Annotated in this window: 23 protein-coding genes and 1 pseudogene; 10 read left to right on the forward strand and 14 right to left on the reverse strand. The window is 70.4% G+C overall.

Annotated features, from left to right (window positions below; translation table 11 throughout):
* Position 1: 1 nt before the first annotated feature.
* Positions 2-451 (forward strand): hypothetical protein, encoded by a 450-nt coding sequence (locus ACIRR9_RS26895; protein WP_403756577.1) that lies wholly within the window; start codon positions 2-4, stop codon positions 449-451.
* Between the two features lie 606 nt (positions 452-1,057).
* Positions 1,058-1,373, forward strand: a pseudogene (locus tag ACIRR9_RS26900) (transposase); the annotation flags it as partial.
* A 32-nt stretch (positions 1,374-1,405) separates the two neighbouring features.
* On the opposite strand, the gene ACIRR9_RS26905 reads toward ACIRR9_RS26900, so the two are convergent.
* From ACIRR9_RS26905 to ACIRR9_RS26920, 4 genes are all read right to left on the reverse strand, one after another.
* Positions 1,406-1,801 (reverse strand): hypothetical protein, encoded by a 396-nt coding sequence (locus tag ACIRR9_RS26905; protein ID WP_403756982.1) that lies wholly within the window; start codon positions 1,799-1,801, stop codon positions 1,406-1,408.
* Between the two features lie 400 nt (positions 1,802-2,201).
* On the reverse strand, positions 2,202-3,008 hold the full coding sequence (locus tag ACIRR9_RS26910; RefSeq protein ID WP_403756579.1) for a hypothetical protein: 807 nt from the start codon (positions 3,006-3,008) through the stop codon (positions 2,202-2,204).
* Positions 3,009-3,083: 75 nt separating this feature from the next.
* Complete coding sequence (locus ACIRR9_RS26915; RefSeq protein WP_403756581.1) at positions 3,084-3,518, reverse strand: hypothetical protein; 435 nt, start codon at positions 3,516-3,518, stop codon at positions 3,084-3,086.
* Positions 3,519-3,786: 268 nt separating this feature from the next.
* A complete protein-coding gene (locus ACIRR9_RS26920; protein ID WP_403756583.1) occupies positions 3,787-6,741 on the reverse strand; it encodes a LuxR C-terminal-related transcriptional regulator in 2,955 nt (984 codons plus the stop codon).
* A 469-nt stretch (positions 6,742-7,210) separates the two neighbouring features.
* On the opposite strand from ACIRR9_RS26920, the gene ACIRR9_RS26925 reads away from it, so the two are divergent.
* Positions 7,211-7,750 (forward strand): hypothetical protein, encoded by a 540-nt coding sequence (locus ACIRR9_RS26925; RefSeq protein WP_403756586.1) that lies wholly within the window; start codon positions 7,211-7,213, stop codon positions 7,748-7,750.
* Between the two features lie 171 nt (positions 7,751-7,921).
* Here the strand turns inward: ACIRR9_RS26925 and ACIRR9_RS26930 are convergent, their stop codons facing one another.
* On the reverse strand, positions 7,922-10,255 hold the full coding sequence (locus ACIRR9_RS26930; RefSeq protein WP_403756589.1) for a hypothetical protein: 2,334 nt from the start codon (positions 10,253-10,255) through the stop codon (positions 7,922-7,924).
* A 199-nt stretch (positions 10,256-10,454) separates the two neighbouring features.
* On the opposite strand from ACIRR9_RS26930, the gene ACIRR9_RS26935 reads away from it, so the two are divergent.
* Positions 10,455-10,982 carry a hypothetical protein gene (locus ACIRR9_RS26935; RefSeq protein ID WP_403756592.1) on the forward strand — a complete coding sequence of 176 codons (528 nt, stop codon included), beginning with the start codon at positions 10,455-10,457 and terminating at the stop codon, positions 10,980-10,982.
* Positions 10,983-11,257: 275 nt separating this feature from the next.
* On the opposite strand, the gene ACIRR9_RS26940 is transcribed toward ACIRR9_RS26935, so the two are convergent.
* Positions 11,258-11,716, reverse strand: a complete 459-nt coding sequence (locus tag ACIRR9_RS26940) for a MarR family winged helix-turn-helix transcriptional regulator (RefSeq protein WP_403756595.1) — start codon at positions 11,714-11,716, stop codon at positions 11,258-11,260.
* 63 nt (positions 11,717-11,779) lie between these two features.
* Between ACIRR9_RS26940 and ACIRR9_RS26945 the strand changes: the two genes are divergently transcribed.
* Positions 11,780-12,148, forward strand: a complete 369-nt coding sequence (locus tag ACIRR9_RS26945) for a VOC family protein (RefSeq protein ID WP_403756598.1) — start codon at positions 11,780-11,782, stop codon at positions 12,146-12,148.
* A 524-nt stretch (positions 12,149-12,672) separates the two neighbouring features.
* Here ACIRR9_RS26945 and ACIRR9_RS26950 read toward each other — a convergent pair.
* From ACIRR9_RS26950 to ACIRR9_RS26970, 5 genes are all read right to left on the reverse strand, one after another.
* Positions 12,673-13,086, reverse strand: a complete 414-nt coding sequence (locus ACIRR9_RS26950) for a DUF6069 family protein (RefSeq protein ID WP_403756601.1) — start codon at positions 13,084-13,086, stop codon at positions 12,673-12,675.
* Positions 13,087-13,197: 111 nt separating this feature from the next.
* Positions 13,198-13,992, reverse strand: coding sequence for an alpha/beta fold hydrolase (locus ACIRR9_RS26955; protein ID WP_403756604.1), 795 nt, complete (start codon positions 13,990-13,992; stop codon positions 13,198-13,200).
* On the reverse strand, positions 13,989-14,600 hold the full coding sequence (locus ACIRR9_RS26960) for an RraA family protein (protein WP_403756607.1): 612 nt from the start codon (positions 14,598-14,600) through the stop codon (positions 13,989-13,991). Before ACIRR9_RS26960 ends, ACIRR9_RS26955 begins: the two co-directional genes overlap by 4 nt.
* Positions 14,597-15,250: an RraA family protein gene (locus ACIRR9_RS26965; protein WP_403756610.1), complete on the reverse strand. Its 654-nt coding sequence runs from the start codon at positions 15,248-15,250 to the stop codon at positions 14,597-14,599. Before ACIRR9_RS26965 ends, ACIRR9_RS26960 begins: the two co-directional genes overlap by 4 nt.
* A complete protein-coding gene (locus tag ACIRR9_RS26970; RefSeq protein WP_403756613.1) occupies positions 15,247-15,909 on the reverse strand; it encodes an RraA family protein in 663 nt (220 codons plus the stop codon). Before ACIRR9_RS26970 ends, ACIRR9_RS26965 begins: the two co-directional genes overlap by 4 nt.
* A gap of 88 nt (positions 15,910-15,997) precedes the next feature.
* On the opposite strand from ACIRR9_RS26970, the gene ACIRR9_RS26975 reads away from it, so the two are divergent.
* Complete coding sequence (locus ACIRR9_RS26975) at positions 15,998-16,879, forward strand: LysR family transcriptional regulator (protein WP_403756615.1); 882 nt, start codon at positions 15,998-16,000, stop codon at positions 16,877-16,879.
* Between the two features lie 6 nt (positions 16,880-16,885).
* Here ACIRR9_RS26975 and ACIRR9_RS26980 read toward each other — a convergent pair whose 3' ends face one another.
* On the reverse strand, positions 16,886-19,270 hold the full coding sequence (locus ACIRR9_RS26980) for an ATP-binding cassette domain-containing protein (RefSeq protein WP_403756617.1): 2,385 nt from the start codon (positions 19,268-19,270) through the stop codon (positions 16,886-16,888).
* Positions 19,271-19,436: 166 nt separating this feature from the next.
* Between ACIRR9_RS26980 and ACIRR9_RS26985 the strand changes: the two genes are divergently transcribed.
* A complete protein-coding gene (locus ACIRR9_RS26985) occupies positions 19,437-19,841 on the forward strand; it encodes a nuclear transport factor 2 family protein (RefSeq protein ID WP_403756620.1) in 405 nt (134 codons plus the stop codon).
* 102 nt (positions 19,842-19,943) lie between these two features.
* Positions 19,944-20,360 carry an ester cyclase gene (locus tag ACIRR9_RS26990; protein ID WP_403756623.1) on the forward strand — a complete coding sequence of 139 codons (417 nt, stop codon included), beginning with the start codon at positions 19,944-19,946 and terminating at the stop codon, positions 20,358-20,360.
* A gap of 16 nt (positions 20,361-20,376) precedes the next feature.
* On the opposite strand, the gene ACIRR9_RS26995 is transcribed toward ACIRR9_RS26990, so the two are convergent.
* Positions 20,377-21,813: an FAD-dependent monooxygenase gene (locus ACIRR9_RS26995; RefSeq protein WP_403756625.1), complete on the reverse strand. Its 1,437-nt coding sequence runs from the start codon at positions 21,811-21,813 to the stop codon at positions 20,377-20,379.
* A 68-nt stretch (positions 21,814-21,881) separates the two neighbouring features.
* On the opposite strand from ACIRR9_RS26995, the gene ACIRR9_RS27000 reads away from it, so the two are divergent.
* The gene (locus tag ACIRR9_RS27000) at positions 21,882-22,520 is read left to right on the forward strand and encodes a TetR family transcriptional regulator (RefSeq protein WP_403756627.1); all 639 of its coding nucleotides are present in this window, start codon (positions 21,882-21,884) and stop codon (positions 22,518-22,520) included.
* Between the two features lie 33 nt (positions 22,521-22,553).
* On the opposite strand, the gene ACIRR9_RS27005 is transcribed toward ACIRR9_RS27000, so the two are convergent.
* Complete coding sequence (locus ACIRR9_RS27005) at positions 22,554-23,111, reverse strand: PfkB family carbohydrate kinase (RefSeq protein WP_403756630.1); 558 nt, start codon at positions 23,109-23,111, stop codon at positions 22,554-22,556.
* A gap of 237 nt (positions 23,112-23,348) precedes the next feature.
* Between ACIRR9_RS27005 and ACIRR9_RS27010 the strand changes: the two genes are divergently transcribed.
* A complete protein-coding gene (locus ACIRR9_RS27010) occupies positions 23,349-24,341 on the forward strand; it encodes a phospholipase D-like domain-containing protein (protein ID WP_403756633.1) in 993 nt (330 codons plus the stop codon).
* The last annotated feature ends 816 nt before the right edge of the window (positions 24,342-25,157 follow it).

The raw sequence follows: 25,157 nt of genomic DNA on the forward strand, positions 1-25,157 counted from the left end.
GATGGCCGCACCGACCCCATCAGCAGCACCAGGCGGCTTCCCGGCCGCACCGGTCCCGCCCGAACTCGTCGGCCGGCTGCGGGACCGACTCGTCGCTGTCGCCGATGAGGTGGAAGAGGAGGTCCGGAGACAAGTACCCGAGTACGCGCAGCCGGAAGGTGCTCTGGAAGGCCGACTCCGCACCGGCGTGGTAGAGGCCCTGACCTTCTTCGTCGACCACATCGCCGGCCCCGGCGACCAGCGGGCGGCGATCGCGGAGACGTACTACGAGCTCGGATGGAAGACCGCTGCGGCGGGCCGGAGCCCGGAGGCCTTTCAGTCCGCTCTACGGGTCGGTGGTCTGCACGCCTGGCACCTGATGGGTCGGACAGCGGAGGACCTGGGGCTGGAGTCGGCGCTGGTGTCAGCCCTGGGCGAGCTCGCCTTCCGCACCCTCCACGAAGCCGCGTAGGCGGCCGCCGCCGGATGCGGGGAAGCCAGGCTGCGTGACTCCGGGGAGCTGGAGCCGCGTCGTCGGCGGCTGCTCGGGCTACTGCTCGGCGAGCAGCCCGCGTTGCCGCAGGTCGTGCGGGAACTGGCCCACGGCGCGCGGTGAGCCGTACCGGAACAGGTCGCGGTCGTGGTGTTCGCGACCGGTCCCACCGATGTGGAGGACCCTCCGCCGACACCGGTGGGAGCCCTGACCGATCTGGACGCACACCCGCCCCGGCTGTTGCTGCCCGACCCTGACGGCTGCGGCCGCCTCGACGACCGGGCGCTCGCCCTGGCGCTGAGCGGCCGTCCTGCGGTGCTCGGCCCGACCGTTCCGCTCGCCCAGGCCGCACAGTCGCTGCGCTGGGCCAGGCGCGCCCTCGATCTTGTGGAGCGCGGCGTCCTGCCCGGACAGGGGCTGCTGCGCTGCGCCGACCATCTCCCGGCACTGCTGCTGCGCGGTGACGAGCCGCTCCTGGCCCACCTCGCGAGCCGCGCCCTCGCTCCGCTGGAGGCGGTGCCAGCGGCTGTCACTTGGTGTCAGGCATGGTGGTTCTTGAGCCGACGCCGACAGATCGGCGACGTCCTCACAGCCTTCGACAGCCCGGACGGACTCGCGGCCTTCGCCGGCTCGGCTCCGGCATCGCACGATTCCGGGAAGCGCAACGCTAACCCGCACCGGCCCCGCCACTACCACCGGGGGCTCCGGCGAGTCTCCTACATGTCCGCCCTGACGAGCGTCCGCTTCGACCCCGACTCCCGGACTTTTCATGACCGCAAGCGCGCCGAGGGGAAACACCATACCCAGGCCGTGATCGCGCTCGCGCGCCGCAGAGTCAACGTGCTGTGGGCCCTGATCCGAGACCGGCGCCCCCTACGAAGTTGCCCCACCCCAGCCCACCGGCCAGTACCCGATGCTTCGCAGGTCACCGGTTCAGAAGACCAGGGCTGCCACGCCCACCACCACGAACGAGACGCCGGCCAGGAGAAGCGGGCCGAGTAGCAGGAAGAGTACCGCGCCGAACACCAGCCCCGCCCCGTCCTGCCGCGGCTCGTCGGCGTCCCGTACGGGCAGTGCACGCCGGACCACCTTCGCGAACTCGTGCACGGCGGGGCCACTGCGACACCTGAGGTCGTAGACCACGGGCTCGTCGCCCGTCAGCACGACAGTCAGCCGTCGGCCCTTGGGACCGTGCACGTCGATCCGTTCGATCGCCGCCACCGGTATCCGGCGCCGTACACCGTCCGCGGCCAGCAATACCGCGCCGTCCCGAAGGCGGACGGAGCGTCTGCCGTGCAGTATCAGCGAGGACGTCTCTGTTGAGTTCACGCGGGCACATTCGGCGACCTCGGCCCCGCAGAGGACTATTCGTCGCATGCCATGCCAGGGCATCCAGCCCGAGGCCGCGAAGGCTGTACAGGGCCACACTCGGCTTGACCACATCTCCATCGGGAAGCCTTTGTCACCGCGGATTCCTCGCTGAACGTGAGTGGACGTCATCTGCAAGGCGGCCCAGCAAGAGGCGCGCGGGCCCTTCACTCCGTCACCTGCACCGCGCACGGAGGCCATCGCCACGGTCCAGCCCCGCCGGCCTTGACAACGCTCGCGATCAATACCCCTGGGGCCCTGACCTGAGGCGGCCTGGTACGCCCACCGGGGCGTAGGAGGCGCCTGTCGGCGGCGGTGGCCGTCCGTTCCCTGGACCGGCCGAAACGGTATGGCGCCGCCGTCAGGTGTGGGTCGGGTTGACCTGAATGGAGGGATAGGACGGGGTCGGGACGAGGGGGTCGGTGGGGAATGAGGGTGCTGAAGTGGGCTTGGTCGGCTTGCCGTCGGCGTCGCAGACAGCAGGATCGGTGGGCCTGTCCACCTTGGTGTCCATCACACGGTTCGTGTGGAAGTTCACCGAGTCGAATGTCAGGAAGTCGTCACCCGAAATGATCTTGCTCGGCAGTTCCTTCTCGGTGAGTGGGCCACCCGTGTAATACGCCACGAGGCCGCCGACGCAGGGGCTCCGGTGAGTTGAGTAGTAGCCCTTCGGCGGAGACACGGTCACGTCCCGGCGTCCGTCGACGCGCACTTCGACGTGTTTCATGGAAGCCATCGTGAAGTAGTAGTCAGGGGCTGAGCTCGTCGATCCGTCGGCCTGGGCGCCGACCGTGGACCGGTAGGTGAGCCGCCAGAACTGGACCTGGACGGTGATCGGTTCGCACAGCGGCCCGTTGAAGCCCGCCGTGCTTTTCACGAACCCCACCTCGCCCGTCGGGTTCTCCTCCTGCACCAGCCAGGCTGCGGTCTGCCGTCGGCTCCAGCCCTTGTCGGGGTGGCAGCCGTCGGCGTTGACCGGATAGGGCGGTGTGGGCGACGGGTGGACCGAAGGCGTGGAACGGACCGGTGACACGGTGATGGAGGGACTGGCCGATACGTCGGCCCCGGCTCCGGTTCCCTGGTCCGTGCAGCCGGTCGCCAGCACCGCGAACGCCGCGCACGCAGTGATCCCCGGCCACCGGCCCGCGGCAGTACGGGATATGTTCACCGGCACCCAACTCCCCGTCGTACGGCCTGCCGTGTCCTCATCCCCGTCCCTCCTGATGCTCCATGTCGGCGGCGCCTACTTCGGAAGTCCGTGCCGCCGCCGGCCGTAGTTGCTCATGGCTGTTGCCGCTCCCATGACCCAGGCCAGGGACAGGGCCAGAAAGAAGGCCCAGAAGCCGAAGCCGCCGTTCTGGTTGCCGCTGATCGCCCAGAGCAGCAGTGCCGCCGGTCCTGCCACCACAAGTGGTCCCAAGAGCCACCAGATCAGGTAAGTACGCATGATCTCCCGGCTGTCGAGACGGGTCTCCTCATGCAGGACGTACCGGGTCAGGGTCTGGCTGCCGGTGCCCCTGGGGACGTACGCGCTGGCGCCGACGGTGAGCCGGTAGCGCCGCAGTGGCAGAACGGGCAGGTCGAGGACGACGAACCATTGGGTGGCGTAGTGACTGCCGTCGCGGTTGCGATTGCCGAACCCCAGGAACTTGGTGCCGATGCCGTTCATCGTGGACACGCCGGGTTCCTCCTCTGACGACGATCAGCGTCGGGCGTCCTCCGGACATGAGTGCCATGCCGTGCAAAGCGACGGAATGCCACCGGAGCGATGCGCCGCTGTCAGGATTCCAGCCGGTGATCACCATGGGCATCCGTGAAACCACGTAATCCGGGCGGCTGCCGCGGTGCGCCGGATCCCCTCCGGCGGCGAACCGGTCGCGCTGCGCTGGGACTCCCTGCGGCGACCCCACGGGGCGGCCGACGGCAGGCGGGACCGGAGCGACCGGTCAGGCGGTCGGGCGGTGCACCACTCGGCCGAGTGCGCGCGGCAACGACGCCCGGGAGGGGATGTCGAGCTTGCGATAGACGCGCCCGAGGTGGGTTTCGACCGTCCTGGTGCTGACGAAGAGCTGCTCCGCGATCTCCTTGGTGCGTTTGCCCTCTGCCGCCAGTTCCGCGATCTCCCGCTCCCGCTGGGTGAGAAGGGCCACGGTCGTCGGGGCACTCCCGTTCTGCGCCGTTGCGGCCACCGCACCGGTGGCGGCGCGGGATGCCGGCAGCAAGACCCTGGTCTTTGCCGCCTCCTCAAGGATCCGCTGGGCGCCACAGGCCCGAGCCGCCTTTCCCGCCATGTCGAGCCACTCCAGCGCCTGTTGGGTGCCATGGGCCGCGTGCACCGAGGGCGCCCCGGTCACCAGGGTCCAGGCGTGTTCCACCGGCAGGCCGGCGCGGCGGAACGATTCCGCGGCCTCGTGGAACAGCTCTGCCGCCAGACGGTGTTCTCCCGCGGCGGCGTGGAGCGCGGCCCGCGCTCTCCGTACGTGCTGCTGTTGCAGCGGCAGCCCCAACTGCTCGGCCGCAGCCTCCCCCGTCCGGGCCCAGTCACGTGCGGCGTCGATGTCACCGCATTGCAGTGCCGCGACGGAGGCGAGGGCCAGGAGAGAGGGTTGCCAGGCCCGCAGCAGTCGTTGTAGCTGCGGGCCGCCCTGCTCGGCGAGGGTGCGCAGACAGCCTGCCGGGTCCCCGCCGAGGAACTGGGCGTGGGCGTGCAGGCCGACCGCTACGGCTGCCCGCCAGCCCCGCTTGCGCAAGGCAAGGGAAAGTCCCTCCCCGGCGAGTTCGAGCAGCCTGTCGGTGTCCCGCCGTGACCGGGTCCACAGCAGCCCCGTCGCCCGCAGGAGCATGGCGACCCCGGCGGCTTCGTCGGCCCCGGTCGTCCGGGCGAGCAGCTCGGCCTCGCCGGCACGGCGACAGAGCGACTCGAGACGTCCCGTCATCTGGTCGAGATGGCACAGAGCCACCAGTTGGTTGATCCGGATGAACCTCCGGGTGGCACCCGTGGTTGTCTGCAGTCCTCGTTCCAGGTGCCGGTAGGCGTCATGGAAACGCTCCTGGAACAGCTCCGCGCAGCCGAGCATCGCCAGGACGTCGGGCATGGTGACGGCCGCGGCGTCCGGCAGGGCGTCCACGATTCGCGCACACTCGGTGACCTCGGCGACGGCCTCGGGCAGCAGCCCGAGCTGGCTGTCCCCGAGGGCGCTCAGGGCCCGCAGATAGGGCACCGCCGGGCCGGCGGCTCCGGCAGCCTCCGCCGCCTCGCGGACCACGTCACGTGCCTCGCCGTAGGCGCCCCGGAACAACTGCACACGCCCGTAGGCGGTGACCAGTTCGGCCACCGGCGCCGGCAGCGGCACGGGCAGTGGGCGGGGTACGAGGTCAAGTGCCGTCCGGACCACCGCATCGGCCTCCTGGTGGCGGCCCAGCAACCGCTCCAGCTCTCCGCAGACGGCGTAGGCGCTGAGCCGCAGGTCCTCGGAGAGATCCGACTGATGCCGGAGCAGTTCGTGCACCAGGGAACGGGCTTCCCGCAGCCGGCCCACGGCGCTGAGAGCCCGGCAGCAGTCGAGCACCAGAACGACCCGGGAGGCGCTGGTCCCCTCCCCGGCGGGCAGGTGGTCCAGCGCCAGGCGCAGCCAGCGGGCGGCGACGGCCGGGGACTCGGCCATCGCCTCCGCCGCGCCCTCGACCAGAACCTGCCCGGTCTCCGCGCTGCCCGCGCCCACCAGGTGTTCGGCCTGCCGGGCACGCCGGTACGCCGATGCTCCTCGCTTGGTGAGCAGCTCCAGGGCGCGTCTGTGGGCGTTGACGCGCAGCGCCGGCGAAGCGTGTTCCAGGGCGACGTGGCCGAGCACCGGGTGCCGGAAGACGTAGCCGCCGCCCCAGGGCAGCGGCCGAATCAAGTCCGCTGCGACGAGTTCGGTGAACGCTCCGAGGGTCGGTTGCAGGCCGAGATCGGAGACAGCAGCGACGTCGTCGGGCAGGAAGGGATCGCCGAGAACGGCGGCGACCTGGACCGAGCGGGCGGCGTCAGCGCTGATGGAGGCCAGCTCGGTGACGACGGGGACGGCCTCCCGGAGCATGCCGTCCCGGTCCGGACCGGCACTGAGCGGCCACTCGTCAGGGTCCCACCGCGCCGCGACCAGGATCCGCAGCATCCGCGGGTTGCCGCCGGAAGCGGCGTGCAACTGCTCGGCGTATGTGCCGTCGATCACGGGTGCCGGGGAGGCGCGCCACTCGGTGTACGCATGGTCACGCGCCGGGTGGGAGACGGCGTGCCGGGAGGTGGTGTCGGCGTGTGAGCCCTCGGGACCGAGGAGGGTGGATGTCTCCTGGAGATCCAGGGAGGACGGGGCCAGGCGGATGACCGAGCCGGTCTCGACTCCGTGTTCGAGCGCCTCCCTCAGTACCGGGCTGGACTGCCGCGGGCGGTGCGCCAGCGCCAGGACGAACGGGCCGGGCGGGGGTGTCCGCACGAGTTGCGCGATCAGCCTCGCGGACTGCTCGTCGCACAGCTGCAGGTTGTCGAGGACAAGCACCCCGCCGCGCCGCGCCGCCCAGCGCCCCAGCACGCTCCGCACCTCGGTGCCCGCCCCGGCGCCGGGCTCCCGGGTCATCGGGGAATCCCGCACCTCCAGGGCATCCAGCACCTCTCTGATGACCTGGCCGGGTTGGGTCGTACCGCTCGTGGCGTGGGCTCGCGCCACCAGTGCCCCTGCCCCGGCTGCCCGCTCGGCGAGCAGGCCGAGCAGGGCGGTCTTGCCGATGCCCGGCTCACCCGTGACCTCCAGGACCGCTCCCCGGCCGTCGGTCAGATCCTGTACGACCGCGGAAAGACACTCGACCTGCGAGTGTCTGCCGACGAGAACAGCGCCGTTCTCATGGGCCGGATCCTTTGAGGGCAAGTGATCCTCTCCCTTCCCATGGGTGCGCACACGAGTGATCACGCCCTTTGTCATCGATTCGGATATTAGGCCATGACGTTGGCCGACTTGTGGCGTGAACGGTGACCTGCGGGAGACCCGGAGTCACCAGCGGCCGCTGCTCGACGGTGTTTCGGTGCGGCGATGGACAGCGCACCACCGAATCCGGCGACCGGAAGGCGGCACCGCCGGTGAATCACCCTTGCGAGGCCGCTCTCCGATCGGAGCTTCTGTTGTCGGGCGAGCGCACTGAACCGTTCTTGTCCGCGGGTGTCCCGGCGCCCGTCCGGGGCAGAACGAGCGCCGTACTCGGTGGCTGACACGCCACGCCGGCGGCTGCATCGCGACCAGTTGCTCGTCGGGACCAGGAGCGGGCTGCCCACCGGGTAACCCTCGACAGGCTCCGCGGTCTCCAACTCCACTGCGGCAACGCAGATTTGACGACTCTCCCGTGATCATCGGATTCGCCGTCAGATTCACACTCCCCGTACTCACCTGCTACGGGGAAAGCTACGTGGTTTCACGGACGTCAAGATCGGCTGCGCTTGCGAGAGTGCGGATTACACACGATTTGGAGGTTCGGATGGGCCTGGCGGAACGCCGCAGCGTTGAGCGGTTCAAGAACGACGACTACCCCGGCTGGAAGTCGCGGATCGACGAGGCGGCAGGATTCGAGGTGCCGGTCGAGGTGGCGTGGCAGGAGCTGGCTGTCGCCGACTACGCCGACAGGTACGCCGAATACTTCCCCCAGGTGTACTTCCAGCCGCTGGTGGACGCGTTGAGCGCGGTCGCGGCCGACGACCTGGGCAAGGAAGCGCTCCGCGAGGGGATGTCGAAGGTCGTCATCCGGAACACCGGCGAGTTCTTCAGCCCGTCGGGGATCTCCTTCACCGACGGCGTGCTGACGTTCGACCACATGTCGGATACCAACACCCACCATGGCGAGGAGCGCACGAAGGTTCTCCAGGACGTCCTGGAATCTGCGCTCTGAGCTTCGCTCGTCACCCTGTGCCCGGTCCGCGGACGTTGGTTGGGTGAGGTACGGGACATGGAACGGCCATCGCGGGACTCTCCAGGCTGGTGAAGACCTGGGAGGTCGCGATGGCCGTCGCCGTGAGTGTGCTCGGGGCTGGAGCCAGGACGGATGAGCCTGCAGCTCGGGTCAGCTGTGCATGCCCCGTCGGCGGCGCCATACCAGGGCCGCCCCGACCGCCAGCAGCGCGGCCGCGATGCCCGCGAGGGTGAGGGCTTCGGTGCCGGTGGCTGCCAGGCCGCCGCCCCCGCCTCGGTTCCCGCCGCCGTTCCCCTCCGGCGGGGTGGACGGCCCGGGTGTACCGGGCGCCGGAGTGCTGTGACCCGGGGACGGAGTGTGCGTCGGCGACGCGGACGGCTTGCCCGTGGAGGTGGCCGTCGGGGTCGGCGTCGGGGTGCCGCCGCCACCCGCGGACAGTTTGCCGCCGCCCAGCAGGAGCAGCTGGGCGTTGTCCGCGCTGGTGGTCATCGCCCTCGCGGACGTCTTCGTGGAGCGCGGCAGGTTGCGGTGCTGCAGGGTGAACTGGGTGCGGGAGACGTTGCGTTTGGGCGCCTTGGAGAAGTCGACGCCACCCAGCACGCAGACCTTCTGCCCGCACGGGTAGCTGTAGTCGCCCTGGGTGAAGGACTTGTAGTACGCCTCCCAGGTCTGGCGCGGAGTCCAGGTGCGGTTGGCCCCCCTCAGCGGCCACTTGGCCACGTTGTTGCTGTTGATGATCGACCGGTACTGGGTGGCCTGCTGCTGGTCCTGCTCGCGGACGTACTCGGCGGCGACCCGGGCGCTGTAGACGCGGCGCAGATCCGCGTACTGCGGAGCGGTGTTGATCTTCTGCTCGATGTCCGGGACGATCAACTGCCGTACCAGCGTCTGGTAGGTGAGGCGCTGGGCTGCCGACAGGACGCAGCTGTTCGGGGTCGGTGTCTTCACCGTCGCAGCGACGGAGTTGACCTGAAGCGGGGCAGCCAGGATGTAGAGGCCGTTGCTGTCGGCGCGGACCTGAGCAGGCTTCGGCACGATCCAGTTGCGCTCGACGGAGCCGCAGGGCAGACCGGCACGCCGGATCGCGTCCATGAGTTGTTGTCCGAGGCCCTGGCGCGGGTCCAGGTCCTTGGCGAAGTCGTGCTTCATCTGGAGGTCGGCCTGGAGCAGGACCCGGCCGGCGTCGGTCTTGCCGAAGGTGTGGTCCATGACGCGGTCGGGCTGGTCCGGGTTGAGGTTCACCCAGAACTTGTCCGGAGTCAGTGCCAGCCAGGTGAAGAAGGCGTCGGAGATGAGCTGCGCCTTCTCCTTGCCGCCGTACCCCAGGCCCGCGGACTCGTCGACCTGCCGCGCGGAGTAGGCGTAGTCGAGGGCCTGGCCCCGAACGGGCTTACCGACATAGGAGAGTTGGAGGGTGGAGAAGTCGACACCGCCGGGACCGTGGACCGCCTCGTCCGCGCCCTCCTCCTCGCTGATGAGCTGCTGCTCGGCAGCCATCTCGCCCGGTGTCTCCTCGGACCCCTCGATGGCCTGAGAGGCCGCGCCCCCGGGCTCCTCCCCGGTGTTCAGGTTCGGGTCGGCCGACGTGTACGGGCCGGGCTTGTACTCCGGCTCGCCCTCGGTGATGTGCTCGTAGCTGACGACCCGGGGGCGGCCCTCGGAATCGTCGCCCGCCTGCTGGGCGAGTTTGTCGAGGTAGTTCTTGGTGGAGTTCTGCTTCTCTTCTCCGTTGACGTAGACGATCCGGGCGTCGCGGCGCTGCGGGTCCGCCAGGAACTTCTCGTTGGCAAGGTTCTGCTTGGAGTCGTAGCCGCCGCCGGCCTTGAACTCGACGAACTGCTTGGTCTTGTAGTTGACGGCGTCGAACCGGCGGACCAGCGGTTTGCCGTCCTCGATCACCGGGTCGCCGTTCTCGTCCAGAACGGGGACGTCCTCCTGGCAGAGCCAGTCGGGCCCGATCAGCCCCAGATCGCCGACCGCCTTCTTCTCGAAGGCGTTGCCGCGTTTGTTGTTGTTGTTCGGCTGGATCCAGCCGTAGCGCAACCAGTCCGCGAAGGTGTTGTACTTGCGGGACTGTGCGTTCTTCCTCAGATAGTCCCGGTACTGGGCCAGGACCCGCTCACGGCTGTTCGCGGGGTACTTCTTGTACGGCTTGGTGATCGTGGCGAGGATCTTCGCCTGCTCGACCGGGTCGTCCGGCAGGGTGAGCCCGTCCAGGGCCTGCCGCGGAGCGGAGAAGCCGTAGGAGTCCCAGTCGTTCACACTGCGTTGGGTGATGCCCTCGTCCCAGGGCAGGGAGGTGGACTCGTCGCCGTTCAGTTGGTACATCCGGTCGCAGCGCTTGCCTTTCGCCGCGTACGCGGTGCCCTGCAGGGACGCCAGGCCGGTGATGGTCAGGGCACCGGTGCAGGCGAGCGCGAGGGCGATGTTCCGCCACTGCCGTCGGCGGTGGGGTATCGGTGTCGGGTCGGTTCCGGTTGTCACGTGAGTTCTCCAACGGAGCCCCGTTGGTGGCTGGTTCGCGGCGCCAGGGGCCCCCGTGACATGTGTGGCGCCGCCAAGAGCCACAGAGTAGGAACTCCGGAACAACGACGTCTCGTAGTTGCTCGGCCCGTCACACGCCGACCCCACTTGCTCACAGGATCCTTACAGCTCCTGGCAGTTCACCCCTTACGCTCGCCCCATGAACCCGATCGACACGCCCGAGTGGGCCGACAACCCCCGGCTGAACACCTGGCTTGCCGCACAGCGGGAGGCCTTTCCTCTGTGGGCCGAGGAGCACGGGGGCGGCTGGGACTTCACGATCGACTCCCTCGACCGGCTCGAAGCGCTGCTCCGCGAGCGGTTCGCCACCTGGGAGGAGGCGAGGGCAGCCGCCGACGGACCGCTGCTGTCGGTCGCGGCCTGGTACCTCGGGGAGACACTGATCCGCAGCTCCGGTGCCGAGTGGCGCTGCGTCCCCACAGAGCCGCCCGCGGATCTCCCGGCGGGCGGAAAGCCGATCCTGATCATTCCGCTGGAGACGATGACGGACCGGGAGCTTGCGGCACTTGAGCGGGAGGCGAAGCGCGGCGACGACCCCCGGCCCTATGTGGAGCCGGCCGGAGAGATCAGTTCGATGTTCGCCGTCGGTCCTGACCACAGGCTGCGCGACGCACTCGAATGGTTCGAGGACTTCGCTCAGTGGCGTGTCAGGGTCGCCCGCCGCTGAGCCTGCCGACGTGATGTCGTGGCGGCCGACCCGCTGTGGTTGCCACAGCAGGCCGGTCGTACGAGGCATCCGCAACGGGGCGGACCGACCGCGGAGCGACGGGCGTTTCGGGCACATCCTCGACGACTTCGCTCTGCTCCGACGGCGCCGCTGTGCGCAGCGCTCCTTCGCGGGATCGCTGACGATCCTGCTCTCATCGCAGTAGACGATGTAGTTGGGGTCCTCGGTTTTCGAGGTCCTGTCCGAGCGCGTCGAGATGTGTGCCGCGCAACGAGCTACGCACCCTCGCTGTCACCGTGCAGGGAACGGATCATGCTCTGCAGGATCCGGAACGCGTCCGACTGCTCGGGCTCGGTCAGGCCGCCCAGCATTCTGGCCTCGACGGACCGGACGGCTGCGCTCGCCTTCTCGAGGCTTCGTCGGCCGCGGGGCGTGAGCCGCGTGGGAAGCACCTTCCCGACGGGTGCCTCCGCGGGCCGGGTTACGTAGCCGTCTCGCTCCAGGGCCTGGAGCAGCACATTCATCGTCTGCCGTGTCACGAACGCGCCCCGCGCGAGCTCGGAGTTCGACAGGCCCGGCCGTTGCGCCAGCAGTTCGAGGCAGGAGTAGTGCGTCACGCTCATCCCGAGCGGCCGCAGCACTTCCTCCATGGCCGCGCGCAGGGCGCTCGACGCTTCTTTGAGCAGGTAGCCCAGTGACGTCTCCAGGTCGACGCCGACACCTTCTTGACTCATGTCAGCATTCTGACATAGCTTGCCGCATGTCAGAAAACTGACACAGAAAGAAGGAGCGCCACCATGCCCGCCACCGGCCCCGACTTCATCTCGCTCCAAGTGCGCGACCTCGACGCTTCGCAGGCGTTCTACGAGCAGTACCTGGGCCTCGTCCGCTCGCCGGCCGGACCTCCGCACGCCGTCGTCTTCGAGACGAAGCCGATCGCCTTCGCACTCCGCGACGTCATTCCCGGCACCGACCTCGCATCCGTCGCCCAGCCCGGCATCGGTGCCGCGATCTGGCTCCACGCCACCGACGTCCAGGCCATCCACGACGCGCTCGTCAGCGACGGTCACACCATCGCCTCCGCACCGATCGACGGCCCCTTCGGCCGGACCTTCACCTTCGCCGACCCCGACGGCTACCAGGTCACACTCCACGACCGCGCCTGATCAACCGAACGCCACCGGACGAAAATCAGCGGTGGCGCCCCGGGCCGGCGCACGGGCAGTGATGCGGGCGTTGAAGAGTGTCGGCATCGACCGGATGTCGCTCGCCCGGATCGCCGCCGCACTCGGAGTGTCCTGGCACACCGTCATCGACGCCGTCCTGGCGAGGGAACCCCGGACGACGTCCTGCCGAACCCTCAGCATGAGCGCACCTGCTCCTTCCTGGCACGTGTCCTGCGAAAGCGTCATTGCAGCCTCCCTGATCGCGCGCGACCGAGCCCGCTCGGTCCGCGCCGGCTTCGCCACGGTGAACCGGGACACACCCCAGGGGCCCACGACCAAATACCGATGCCCCGTATGGGCCTCGCCTGTCAGTTCGACAAACATCGCGTCGCGCCGCCTGCCCGCCTGGCCGGCCAATTCCGTCCTTCCCACGGCACAGGTTCAGCAGCTGAAAGCCGCGCACCGCACACGAGAACGCACGAGTGGGGCGGACAGGAACTCCCCCTGCCCGCCCCTCGCCGTCGTTACGAGAGCGGCATGACCTTGCGGTAGGCGAACACCACGATCACCGCGACCGCGACGTGCATCAGGAGAAGCGCCCCGACGCCGATCGCGCCGCCGTTGCCGTAGAGGAGGAAGTCGGGCACGAAGGACACCACCACGACGACCGGCACCAGCCGGCGCACCAGGGCCTCGGGGTCCTTCGACACCCTGCGGACGATGGCCCAGCCGAGCGCGCCTATCAGGGTGCCGACCGCCGTGAGGAAGATGTACGACCCGGCCTTCAGCGGCTGGAAGTCGTCCGGGGCGCCGGCGGCGAGGGCGATGAGCGAGATGACCGTGTTGGCGACCGAGGCCGCCACGATCGCGGCGATGACACCTCCCGCCACGACGAGCGGGCCACGGCGGACGGCGACTGCCTCAGAGGTGACGGACACAACAACTCCAGGGGGATGGCACTGCGAACACACCCGGCCAGGGTGCGTTTGAAATATCAAGCAGTGCCCAGTGTTGCCCAGCCCATTTGAAGTCTCAACCTCTCGGCCCTGTCAGTCTCCTGTCGACCCGCGGGCGTGGAAGTCGGCGATCCGCTCCCACATCGCGACGGGGTTGGCGTACATCGGCCAGTGCCCGCTGTGCGGGATCGCGGCCGACTCGACGCCGTGCTCGGCGAGTTCGGGCAGGTAGGACAGGTGCGCGTTCTCGACGCCGTACATGAACATGCGCGGGAAGGGCAGCGCGAGGAACTTGTGCATCAGGTCGCCGTGGTCGGACAGGTCGACCATCGACTCGAAGATGCCGCGCACCGCGCCGGGCCGTACTTTGTGGCGCAGGCTCGCCGCGTACAAGGCGCTGGAGGTCTCGGGCGAGCGGCGGGCGCGTTCGGCGAAGGCCGCGAGGAAGTGCTCGGGGTCGTCCGTGCGGTGGGTGACGATCTGGCGGCTGAGGAAGCAGTCCTCCGGAGCGAGGTTGCCCTCGATGTCGACGAAGCTCAGCACCCGGTCCGGGTGCCGGTCGGCCAGCAGCAGGGCGGTGAGGCCGCCCATGGAGTGGCCCACGAGGTGGAAGCTCTCGGTGCCGGTGTGCCGGAGTACGGCTTCGGCGGTCGCGAGCAGAAACGGGACGGAGATCTTCGACAGGTCCTCGCAGGTCGTCTCGCCGCAGCCGGGGGCGTCGTACGCGAGGAACGGGCGTCCGGCGAAGTCGGCGTAGTCCTCCTTGGTCGAGCCGAAACCGTGGAGGAAGAGCACGGGGGCGCCCTCGCCCGTACGGCGGAGGGTGGCGATGTCGAGGGCCACGCCGTCGATGCGCAGTTCCACCCGTTCGTTCGTGCGGTCGGTCATGGCGTCTTCCTCCGGCCCAGGCGGTAGTACTCAAGGGTCGTCACCCCGGCGCGGACGGCTTCCAGGGCGCGCTGCTCGGCGGCGACCCGGTCGTCCGACCGGTCGAGGGTCTCGGCCACGGCTTCGGCCGGTACGACGATCACGCCGTCCGCGTCGCCCACGACCAGGTCCCCGGGGTGTACGACCGCACCGCCCACCCTGACCGGGACGTCGAGGTGACCGGGGTGGTCCTTGCCGGTGCCGACGACGGTGATGTGGCGGGCGAAGACCGGGAAGTCCAGGCTCGCCTGCTCGGCCGTGTCGCGGACACCGCCGTCGACGACCAGGCCGAGAATGCCGCGCTGCTGGGCGGCGACGGCGAGGATCTCGCCCCAGTGGCCGTGCCGGGCGCCCTGGAGGTCGGCCACGAGGACGCTGCCGGCGGGGGCCTGCGCTACGGCTCGGTGGAGGGCGAGGTTGTCGCCGCCGATGCCCTGGACGGTGAACGCCGGCCCGGCGACGCGGGCGGCCGGCCAGGCGGCCCGGAGCTCGGGGCCGCAGGCGCGGGCCGTTGCGGCGGAGGACTCGTACAGGGTGGCGGTGCTGTGGCCGCGGGCCGCGTCCGTCATGACTGCCTCCTCGTCTGGAGCCGGTGGTAGCCGTACCGCTCGCGGGCCCCGCGCAGGCTGCTGCCCTCACGGGCGGCTGTGACGATGTCCGCCTCGACGCGCTCGATGAGTTCCGCGGTCTCCGTGACGCGCTCCGCCTCGGCGGCGGGCACGGCTACGACGCCGTCGGCGTCGGCGCAGATCAGGGCGCCGGGACGGATCTCGATGCTGTTGACGGTGACCGGTTCGCCGACGGCGGCCAGCCGGACCCGGTCCTTGCCGGTCCGCATGAAGCGGCCGCGGGTGAAGAGGGGGTACTGCTGCGCGAGGGAAGCGGAGACGTCTCGGCAGACGCCGTCGATGACGGTGCCCGCGATGCCGCGATGGGCGGCGACCTGGGTCATGATGCCGCCCCAGACCGTGACGTCGGTACGGCCGTCGTTGGCGATGACCACGACCGCGCCGGGCGGGACGTCGTCGAGGAAGTCGCCGACCGTGCCGCCCGTGGTGCCGTCGACGGGGGCGTAGCGGACGGTGAAGGCCGGGCCGACGGCGCGGAAGTCGTCGGCCAGCGGGGCGACGCCGTGCAGGGCGCCTTCGATGCCGATGCGGTCGAGCGCGTCGGAGACCGCGGCGGTCGGCAGGGCGCGGAGGCGGTCGACGAGACTCACTGGTCCTCCTTTCCGGCGAGGCGGGCGTCGCGCATCGCCTGCTGCAGGGGGACCCCGGCGCGGACCTCGGCCTCGATGGCGGCCTCCCGCCCGGCGAGCCGCTGCGCCTGCGCGAGTACGTCGGCGGCCCGGTCGCGCGGGACGACCACGACACCGCCCTCGTCGGCCAGGACGACATCGCCGGGGTGCACGGTCACCTCGCCGATGACGACGGGTTCGCCGGAGGACCTCTGCCGCAGCCGGCCCCGGGCGGTCGCCGGGACCTGGCCCCGGGCGTAGACCGGGAAGCCCAGCTCGCGCGCCTGGCCGACGTCCCGGCAGACGCCGTCCGTGACGACACCCCGTACCCCGCGCACCGAGGCGCCGACGCTGACGATGCCGCCCCAGGAGGAGACGTCCGTACGGCCGCCGTTGGCGACGACGATGACGTCCAGCGGACCGGACTCGGCGACCGTGCCGGTGAGGATGTGGGAGCCGTCGTGTTCGCCGGTGAGCGGTTCGAGCTCGATCGTCCTCGCGAACCCGGCCGCCTTCGGCCGGCCCCACATCGGGCGCAGTCCGCCCTGGCCCGCCGGGAGGCCGCAGGCGTCGAGGGCGTCGGAGACGGTGGCCGTGTCCAGGGCTGTGAACTGGGACAACAGGGTTGCTTCGGCTGACATGTCTCTCAGTGAAACAAGCCCGATCCATATACTGAAGGTCTGATTTCCTGTACCGGTGATATGCAGAGCGACTTATAGAAGGTGACCGATGATCGAGGTGCGGCAGGCCCGCTACTTCCTCGCCGTGGCCGAGACGCTGCACTTCGGCCGGGCCGCCGAGCAGCTGCGGATGTCCCAGCCGCCGCTGAGTCAGGCGATCCTCCAGCTGGAGCGGCAGCTCGGGGCGCGGCTCTTCGACCGGACCGGGCGGAAGGTCACCCTGACGGAGACCGGGCGGGCGTTCGCGGTGGAGTGCCGGAAGCTGGTCGCGGCGGCCCGGCATGCGCAGGACGTCGCCGGTCAGGCGGAGGCCGGACTGGTGGGGACGCTGCGGATCGGCGTGGTGGCCTCGGCACTGAGCGAACCACTGCTGGGCACCATCGCGGAGTTCCGACGGACGCGGCCCCGTGTCGAGCTGCGGGTGGTGGAGGTGGACACGCCGTCCGGGCAGGACCTGGTACAGCGGCACGAGATCGATATCGCCGTCGTACGACCGGACTCACCCGTGCGCGGGCTGCGCGCCCGGCCCTGGCGGCACGACCGGTTCGTCGTGGCGCTGCCTGCCGGGCATGGCCTCGCCGACGGGAGCGGGCGGCCGGTGGAGCTGGCCCGGTTCGCCGACGAGCCGTGGGTGTGGCTCAGCCGGGACGCGTCGCCCGACTATCACGACCAGCTGACGGCCACCTGCCGCCGGGCCGGGTTCACCCCCGACGTACGCCATCTGGCCAACTCGATCATGACCCAACTGGCCATGGTGGACTGCGGCTTCGGGGTCACCCTGGTGCCCGAGGTGACCGTGCGCTCGGCCGGTCCTTCGACCGTCAGCAGGCCGCTCACGGACCGCGCCGACATCGTCGAGCTCTCGCTGGTGTGCCGGAGCGGTGCGCAGGAGCCGCTGGTGGAGGAGTTCCTGCGCATCGCGTCCGCATAGGCGCGGTCAGGCGCCGACGTACTGTGCGAGGTGCTCGGCGGTGAGCGTTGCACGGGCGGCGACGAGGTCGGCCGGGGTGCCCTCGAAGACGATCCGGCCGCCGTCGTGACCGGCGCCGGGGCCGAGGTCGATGATCCAGTCGGCGTGGGCCATGACCGCCTGGTGGTGCTCGACGACGATGACCGACTTGCCGGAGTCGACCAACCGGTCCAGCAGGCCGAGGAGTTGCTCGACATCGGCGAGGTGCAGGCCGGCGGTCGGCTCGTCGAGGACGTAGACGCCGCCCTTGTCGGCCATGTGCGTGGCCAGCTTGAGGCGCTGGCGTTCGCCGCCGGACAGGGTGGTGAGCGGCTGGCCGATGGTGAGGTAGCCGAGGCCGACGTCGGTGAGCCGCTGGAGGATGCGGTGGGCGGCCGGGATGTGCGCCTCGCCCGCGGCGAAGAACTCCTCGGCCTCGGTCACCGGCATCGCCAGCACCTCGCTGATGTCGCGGCCGCCGAGGCGGTATTCGAGGACGGACGCCTCGAACCGCTTCCCGCCGCACTCCTCGCAGGTGGTGGCGACGCCGGCCATCATCGCCAGGTCGGTGTAGACGACGCCGGCGCCGTTGCAGGTGGGGCAGGCGCCCTCGGAGTTGGAGCTGAACAGGGCCGGCTTGACTCCGTTCTCCTTGGCGAAGGCCTTGCGGATCGGTTCGAGGAGTCCGGTGTACGTCGCCGGGTTGCTGCGCCGGGAGCCGCGGATGGCGCCCTGGTCGACGGAGATCACCCCGGAACCCGTCGGGATCGAGCCGTGCACCAGGGAGCTCTTGCCGGAGCCGGCGACGCCGGTGACGACGGTCAGTATCCCGAGGGGGACGTCGACATCGACGCCCTGCAGGTTGTGGGTCGACGCGCCGCGGATCTCCAGCGCTCCGGTGGGCTTGCGGACGCTCTCCTTGAGGGAGGCCCGGTCGTCGAAGTGGCGGCCGGTGATGGTGCCGCCGCTCCGCAGGCCTTCGACGGTGCCCTCGAAGCAGACGGTGCCGCCGCCCGCGCCGGCGCCGGGGCCCAGGTCGACGACGTGGTCGGCGATCGCGATGACCTCCGGCTTGTGCTCCACCACGAGCACGGTGTTGCCCTTGTCGCGCAGCCGCAGCAGCAGGCCGTTCATACGCTGGATGTCATGGGGGTGCAGGCCGGTGGTGGGCTCGTCGAAGACATAGGTGACGTCGGTGAGCGAGGAGCCGAGGTGGCGGATCATCTTGGTGCGCTGGGCCTCGCCGCCGGAGAGGGTGCCGGCCGGGCGGTCGAGCGAGAGATAGCCGAGGCCGATCTCCACGAACGACTCCAGGGTGTGCTGGAGCGTGGCGAGGAGCGGTGCCACCGACGGCTCGTCGAGGCCCCCGACCCAGGCGGCCAGGTCGCTGATCTGCATCGCGCAGGCGTCGGCGATGCTGATCCCGTCGATCTTCGAGGAGCGGGCGCCCTCGCTCAGGCGGGTGCCGTCGCAGTCGGGACAGGTGGCGAAGGTGACCGCGCGGTCCACGAACTCGCGGATGTGCGGCTGCATCGACTCCTTGTCCTTGGAGAGCATCGACTTCTGGATGCGCGGGATCAGACCTTCGTAGGTCATGTTGATGCCCGCGATCTTCATCCGGGTCGGCTCACGGTGCAGGAAGTCCTGCAGTTCCCTCTTGGTGAACTTGCTGATCGGCTTGTCCGGGTCGAAGAAGCCGGACTCGATGTAGAGGCGGGAGTTCCAGCCGCCGCCCTTGTAGCCGGGGACGGTGATCGCGCCCTCGTTGAGGGACAGGGTCTCGTCGAAGAGCTGGGAGAGGTCCAGGTCGGTGACCGCGCCGCGGCCCTCGCAGCGCGGGCACATGCCGCCGGTGATGCTGAAGCTGCGGCGCTCCTTGACCTTCTGTCCGGCGCGTTCGACCGTGACGGCGCCCGCCCCGCTGATGGAGGCGATGTTGAAGGAGAACGCCTTGGGTGAGCCGATGTGCGGCTTGCCGAGGCGGCTGAAGAGGATGCGCAGCAGGGCGTTGGCGTCGGTGGCGGTGCCGACGGTGGAGCGGGGGTCGCCGCCCATCCGCTGCTGGTCGACGATGATCGCGGTGGTGAGGCCGTCGAGTACGTCGACCTCGGGGCGCGCCAGGTTCGGCATGAAGCCCTGGACGAAGGCGGGGTAGGTCTCGTTGATCAGCCGCTGGGACTCGGCGGCGATGGTGTCGAAGACCAGGGAGCTCTTGCCCGAGCCGGAGACGCCGGTGAAGACGGTCAGCCGGCGCTTGGGGATCTCGATGCTGACGTCCTTGAGGTTGTTCTCGCGTGCGCCGTGCACGCGGATCAGGCCGTGGCTGTCGGCCACGTGCGGCTCGGACGTCTGCGTCTCGGTCTTTCTCGCCATGCTCAAAACCCACTCCATCTGCTGCGCGAGGCCTCCGTCGATGGCGGCCACGCTAGCCGGGGAGCGACGCGAACGCTTCTCCATTCCTGACGGGGTCGGGTACGAGCACGACGCGCCTGCCCGTCCGGGGGTGGCTAGGCTGGCACTGCCGGGGAAGGACGGTGCCATGGATGCCGAGTCCGGGATCAGGGCCGCGATCGAGGAGCATTGGCGGGCGTCGGAACGCGGGGACATCGCCGCCGAGCATGCCGTCTACGCCTCCGACGCGATCCTGGACTACCCGCAGTCGGGCGAGCGTTTCCGGGGCCGCGAGACGATCGCGGCGCAACGCGGTGGGCACCCGGCCGACCGGCACTTCACCGTGCTGCGCATCACCGGCCACGCACAGCTCTGGGTGAGCGAGTGCGTCATCAGCTACGACGGAGTGCCGTCGTACTCGGTGAGCGTCATGGAATTCGCCGGTCGGCAGGTGGTGCACGAGACGCAGTACTTCGCAGGCCCCTTCGGCGCGCCCGCGTGGCGGGCCGCGCTCGCGGAGCCGATGCCGGGGCGGACCGTCGAGGAGGCCTGACCTGCCGGGTACCGACGGCCGATGTACGGTCGGTGTACGGCGTAGGTGCGGGCCTCCCAGCCGACGCACGGGCCGGCGCCCCGCGCACGCCCGGGAGTGCCCATGGCGCAGCAAGCGAACATCGCCGCACAGACCGCTTTCGGTGACGCCGTCGTCGCCGGGAACCTCGACGCGCTGGACGAGATCATCGCACCCGATTCCGTCGATCACGACCCCGCCCCGGGGCAGGCCCCCGGGCCCGCCGGGTACAAGGCCATGTTCAACGATCTTCGCGTGGCCTTCCCCGACCTGCAGGTCGAGGTGGAGCATCTGCTGGCGACCGACGACGAGTTGGCCTTCGCCTACCGGATCAGCGGGACGCATCTGGGGCCGTTGATGGGGCGGCCGGCGACCGGCCGGAAGGTCCACTACCGGGGCATGCAGATCAGCCGCTTCGACAGTGACGGCAAGCTGGTCGAGCGCTGGGGCAGCAGCGACGAACTGGGCATGCTGCGTCAGCTGGGCCTGGCCGAGGCGTGACCCGTCCGGCGCCGGCTCAGCCGAACCACCGGGTGAGGGCCGTTTCGAGAGGGCTGCCGTCGGTCGTGGACCAGGCGATGTAGCCGTCGGGCCTGACCAGCAGGGCCTCGGCGCCCGCCACGTCCTCGTCGGTCTTCGCCGCGACGTGCTCGACCCGGTCGGAGCGGTGGCCCACGGACCGCTGCCTGCCGTCGAGCGAGAGCAGCAGGCCCCGGCCGGAGTGCGTCAGCCCGCTCACCAGGGTCGGGCCGGACTCGGTGGTCAGCTCCAGGTCGATCATCCGGGGGCCGACACCGGGGTACTGGGTGTCGAGGCCGGACATCACTCCCGACAGGTAGCGGTTGGTGTCGGGCAGGCGCAGCAGTTCGGTCGTCAGGGTCCGGACCGCCGCGACCTCCTCGTCCTGGCCGGGATTCATGAGCACGGCCTGGGCGCGGGTGTGTTCCAGCACCCGTGCGGCGACCGGGTGCCGCTCGTCGTGGTAGGTGTCCAGCAGGCCGGCCGGTGCCCAGCCGCGTACCTCTGCGGCCAGCTTCCAGCCGAGGTTGACCGCGTCCTGGATGCCCAGGTTCACGCCCTGGCCGCCGATCGGCGCGTGGATGTGCGCCGCGTCCCCGGCGAAGAACACCCGCCCCTCGCGGTACCGCTCGACCTGCCGGACGGCGTCACCGAACCGGGATGCCGCGCACAGCTCGCCCAGTTCGGTCTCACGGCCGTACACGGCGTGCAGCACCTCGCGCACCTCGTCCGCGGTGACGGGTGCCTCGCGGTCCGGGCCGTCGCCGGAGAGCCTGCCGAAGATGAGCCGGTACCGGTCGCCGTCGAGGGGGTGCAGGATGCTGAAGTAGCCGCCGGCGGTCCTGGGGTACTGGCTGAAGTGCCCGCGGGTGGCGGGAACCGCGTCGGATGCGGCGACGAGGGTGAGGTCCGCGGCCACAGCGGACATCCGGCCCGCCCTGCCGGGGAACGGGACACCCAGCGCCGCACGGACCGTACTGTGCGCGCCGTCGCACGCGACCAGGTAGCTGCCGCGGATCTCCCCCACGCTGACGCCGTCCGCGTCCTGCTCCACCGCCGACGCCTCCTGTCCACGCAGCACGGGTACGCACTGCTCGACGAGCCGCTCTTCGAGGAACGCCTCGAGCCGGTCCTGCGGGAGTGTGACCGGGTAGGGGTGGCGGGTGCGCCAGGGCCGGCAGTCCAGTTCGACGGGGAGCATCGCGAAGTGCCCCCCGTGCGTGTTGTGGGACGGTGCGTCGGCGAGCAGGGGGTCCAGCAGTCCGCGCAGGTCGAGCACTTCCGCGGTGCGCGGTTGCAGGCCGCCCGCCCGGGACTGGGGGTTGCGCGTGCGCTGCTTCTCCAGGACCACGACCGGTACGCCGGCCAGGGTCAGTTCATGGGCCAGCATCAGTCCGGTCGGACCGGCCCCCACCACGATGATCTCGGTTCGCATGACACCTCCAGAGATGCACTCAGTGCAAGAATGCACCGAGTCTACCACCCGTAAGGTAGACTGAGTGCATGAATCAGCGGATTGGCTTGCGGGAGAGCAAGAAGGAACGCACCCGGGAGACGGTCTCGGCGACAGCGATCCGTCTCTTCCTGGACAGGGGCTTCGACCGGGTCTCGATCACCGAGATCGCGGAAGCGGCGGAGATCTCCCGGCGGACCCTCTTCGCGTACTTCCCGACCAAGGAGGACCTCGTCCTGCACCGGTTCGCCGACCACGAGCGCGAAGCGGCCCGTATCGTGCGCGCCCGCGCGGCGGATCAGCAGCCGCTGGACGCGCTGCGGGAGGCGATGCTGGACGCGTTGGCGCGACGGGACCCGAACACCGGCCTGAACGACACTCCCGAGATCGTCGCCTTCATGAGGATGGTCTTCAGCACGGAGAGCCTGGCGGCGCGCCTGACGCGATACACCGCGCGCGGGATCGAGGTACTGGACGAGGCGTTGCGGGAGACCGGCGTCGATCCGCTGACCGCACACCTGGCGGCGGCCCAGGTGATCGTCGTGCAGCGGCAGCTGGCCGTCATGAACCACGAGGCGCTGGCGGACGGCGGGTCCGCCGACGACCGCTACCCGGAGGCCGTCCGAGCGGCCCGCCAGGCGTTCGACCTCCTCGACGGCGGCCTGGGGGCCTGGCTCAAACCCGCTTGACCTCCTCGCGTGAGGGCTCCTGCGGGACGCAGGTCAACAGCGGTTCCAGCCCCCGTCGTCGGCCGGCCGCTCCAGTTCCCGGCGGTCCGGGGGCGCCGCGTGGTCGCTGTGCACCCGCAGGACGGCCGCCGCCAGCAGGTGCCCCCAGCGCAGGGCGTGCAGGGGCGGCCTGCCGAAGCGCCGCGCGGCGAGGTACCCGGCGGCGAACGCGTCGCCCGCACCGACCGGCTCGACCACCTCGACCGCGGGCGCGGCGACGGCGTACCGCTGCCCGTCGGCGAAGGCGACGGCGGGCCCGGCGCCGTCCTTGACGACGAGTTCCGAGGGACCCGGCAGCAGCTTGCGGACGCCGTCCGGGTCGTCCGTCCCCCAGAGCGTGGCGGCTTCGTCCGCGCCCACGAAGACCGTGCCGGCGCGCCGGGCGAGGACGCGTAGCGGCTCCGCCGCCTCACCGGGCGGCCACAGGGCCGCCCGGAGGTTGACGTCGAAGGAGACGGTGTACCGGCCCTTCCGGTGCAGCAGGTCTCCGACGAGGGCCTCGCAGATCTCCCAGGCCCTCGGCCACCGCTGACGCCGGGCACGACAGGGCACGGCACGCCAGAGGTCGGATACAACCTGCCCCGCCGTGCCCGGCTACGAAGATTTTGCGTTCTCGCGGGACGCCCATGAACCGGCCCCCACCTGCCCGGAGTCCGCTATGTCGGACCGTGCGGCCGACCGGTAACTGTGAGTTCACCCGGCCTGTCTTCCTCGGCAGTCTACGCGCGTGGTGTCATGCCCACGCTCACCCACCCCCCACGTGAGCGTCAACTCGACTAGGAGTCACGCATGCTGTCGAAGCTTCTCGGTCGCGCGGGAGTCGCCCTCGCGGCCAGTGCGGTCGTGGTCGCCACCGCGGTCCCCGCGAACGCCGCGAGCTACACCGCCTTCGCCTTCTCGCTCAGCAGCAGCGAGCCCACGATCTACGACTTCATCAACTCGGCCACCAGCTCCCTCGACATGACCATGTACGAGCTGGAGGACACCACGGCCGTCAACGACCTCATAGCCCTGGAGAACAAGGGCGTCACCGTGCGGGTCGTCCTGGACCGCCAGCACCAGAGCGCCAACAACTCCGCCTACACCTCCCTCACGAACGCGGGTGTCGGCGTGGTGTGGTCCTCGTCCAGCTTCGTCTACACGCACCAGAAGACGATCACGGTGGACACCACCAAGTCGCTTGTCCTGACCGGCAACCTGACCTCGCAGTACTACGCGACGGGCCGGGACTACGGCGTGTTCACCGATGACACCAGGGACGTCGCCGCGATCGAGAAGGTCTTCAACGCCGACTACGCCGGCACCTCGGTCACCCCCACCGACGGCGACCACCTGCTCTGGTCCCCCACCGACTCGCGCAGCCGTCTGCTGTCCGTGATCAACGCCGCGACCACGACGCTCGATGTCGAGGAGCTGGAGTTCAGCGACAGCACGGTGGTCGACGCCATCGCCGCCAGAGCCGAGGCGGGCGTGAAGGTCCGGATGGTCCTGGAGACGCCGGCCAGCTACTCCAGCGAGGTCTCCGAGATCGAGGACGCCGGCGGCACGGTGGTCGGCTACTCCGACTCCAACGGCTTCTACATCCACGCCAAGGCCATGGTCGCCGACTACGGCCTGTCCACCCAGGAGGTGGAGGCGGGCTCCATGAACATCAGCAGCAACTCGCTGTCCAACAACCGTGAGCTGGGCATCATCCTCACCGGCACCGGGGTGGCGCAGTCGGTGGCCACGACCATCGAGACCACGTTCAACAGCGACTACGCGGGCGGTACCGCCGCGTAGTGGTCTCCCGCCCCTGACGGGGACGGCCGGCCGCGACCACGGCCTCTTCGGCCGCCGGGTCCGCGACCGGCCGCTCCCGCGACACCCCCCGGGAGTCGGCACGGGCGTCCGCAGCAGCAGCCCGCGGGCCGCGCACCACGGGCCCGAACCCGGCGGCGTGCCGGTACCGGACCGCCCCCTTTGGCTACCGGGTAGCCAGCCGTCACCTCTGGCCCACCCGGGACCAGTACTGGAAGTGAGACCGCGCCGGAGTGGCCTGGCATCATCCGCACCGATCCCCGGCCGCCCGCCCGGCCTCCGCCCGACTGCCCGGCCTGACCCCCGACTGCCGGCCTGACCCCCGACTGCTGGTCTGACCCCCGACTGCCCGGCCGACCTCCGTCCAACTGCCGGCCCGACCACCCGGCCTCGGCCCGACCGTCCGGGCTCCGTCCAACTCCCCACCCAGCCGCCCCGCCAGCGCCCACCGGCCCGCCGACCCAAGGCCACCTTCCAGCGCGTCGCGGCCGGGGCCGAGGCCCGGGGCCTGCCGCCCTCCTGACGGCCGCACGCCTTCTGGAGCCGACGCCGTGTGGTGACGGGCCTGGTCAGCGCACCGGCGGCGACACGATCACGCCGACGACGGGGGGCGACGATCCCCTGGTCGAGTGTCGCGGTCGAAAGCCTGCGGGCCGAATCCCGTGATCACCATGTCTCACCTGGCGATCTATGCTTCATGGAGGAGGAAGGTCGCCAGACCGTCGAAGGAGAGGGTGCCCGTGTCCGGCGCGACGCTCCCTGTCCGGCATCCGCACCGTGTCCGTCTCTCCCGAGGAA

Origin of the sequence: Streptomyces sp. NPDC101234 (assembly GCF_044767525.1) — a bacterium.
GTDB classification, from domain to species: domain Bacteria; phylum Actinomycetota; class Actinomycetes; order Streptomycetales; family Streptomycetaceae; genus Streptomyces; species Streptomyces sasae.

Bases quoted from the DNA above. Each gene is read 5' to 3' on its own strand.
- ACIRR9_RS26895 (WP_403756577.1), top strand. From the start codon at position 2: ATGGCCGCACCGACCCCATCAGCAGCACCAGGCGGCTTCCCGGCCGCA.
- ACIRR9_RS27010 (WP_403756633.1), top strand. From the start codon at position 23,349: ATGCTGTCGAAGCTTCTCGGTCGCGCGGGAGTCGCCCTCGCGGCCAGT.
- ACIRR9_RS26940 (WP_403756595.1), bottom strand. From the start codon at position 11,716: ATGAGTCAAGAAGGTGTCGGCGTCGACCTGGAGACGTCACTGGGCTAC.
- ACIRR9_RS26995 (WP_403756625.1), bottom strand. From the start codon at position 21,813: ATGCGAACCGAGATCATCGTGGTGGGGGCCGGTCCGACCGGACTGATG.
- ACIRR9_RS27000 (WP_403756627.1), top strand. From the start codon at position 21,882: ATGAATCAGCGGATTGGCTTGCGGGAGAGCAAGAAGGAACGCACCCGG.
- ACIRR9_RS26980 (WP_403756617.1), bottom strand. From the start codon at position 19,270: ATGGCGAGAAAGACCGAGACGCAGACGTCCGAGCCGCACGTGGCCGAC.
- ACIRR9_RS26970 (WP_403756613.1), bottom strand. From the start codon at position 15,909: ATGTCAGCCGAAGCAACCCTGTTGTCCCAGTTCACAGCCCTGGACACG.
- ACIRR9_RS26935 (WP_403756592.1), top strand. From the start codon at position 10,455: ATGAACCCGATCGACACGCCCGAGTGGGCCGACAACCCCCGGCTGAAC.
- ACIRR9_RS26990 (WP_403756623.1), top strand. From the start codon at position 19,944: ATGGCGCAGCAAGCGAACATCGCCGCACAGACCGCTTTCGGTGACGCC.
- ACIRR9_RS26985 (WP_403756620.1), top strand. From the start codon at position 19,437: ATGGATGCCGAGTCCGGGATCAGGGCCGCGATCGAGGAGCATTGGCGG.
- ACIRR9_RS26975 (WP_403756615.1), top strand. From the start codon at position 15,998: ATGATCGAGGTGCGGCAGGCCCGCTACTTCCTCGCCGTGGCCGAGACG.
- ACIRR9_RS26945 (WP_403756598.1), top strand. From the start codon at position 11,780: ATGCCCGCCACCGGCCCCGACTTCATCTCGCTCCAAGTGCGCGACCTC.
- ACIRR9_RS26955 (WP_403756604.1), bottom strand. From the start codon at position 13,992: ATGACCGACCGCACGAACGAACGGGTGGAACTGCGCATCGACGGCGTG.
- ACIRR9_RS26960 (WP_403756607.1), bottom strand. From the start codon at position 14,600: ATGACGGACGCGGCCCGCGGCCACAGCACCGCCACCCTGTACGAGTCC.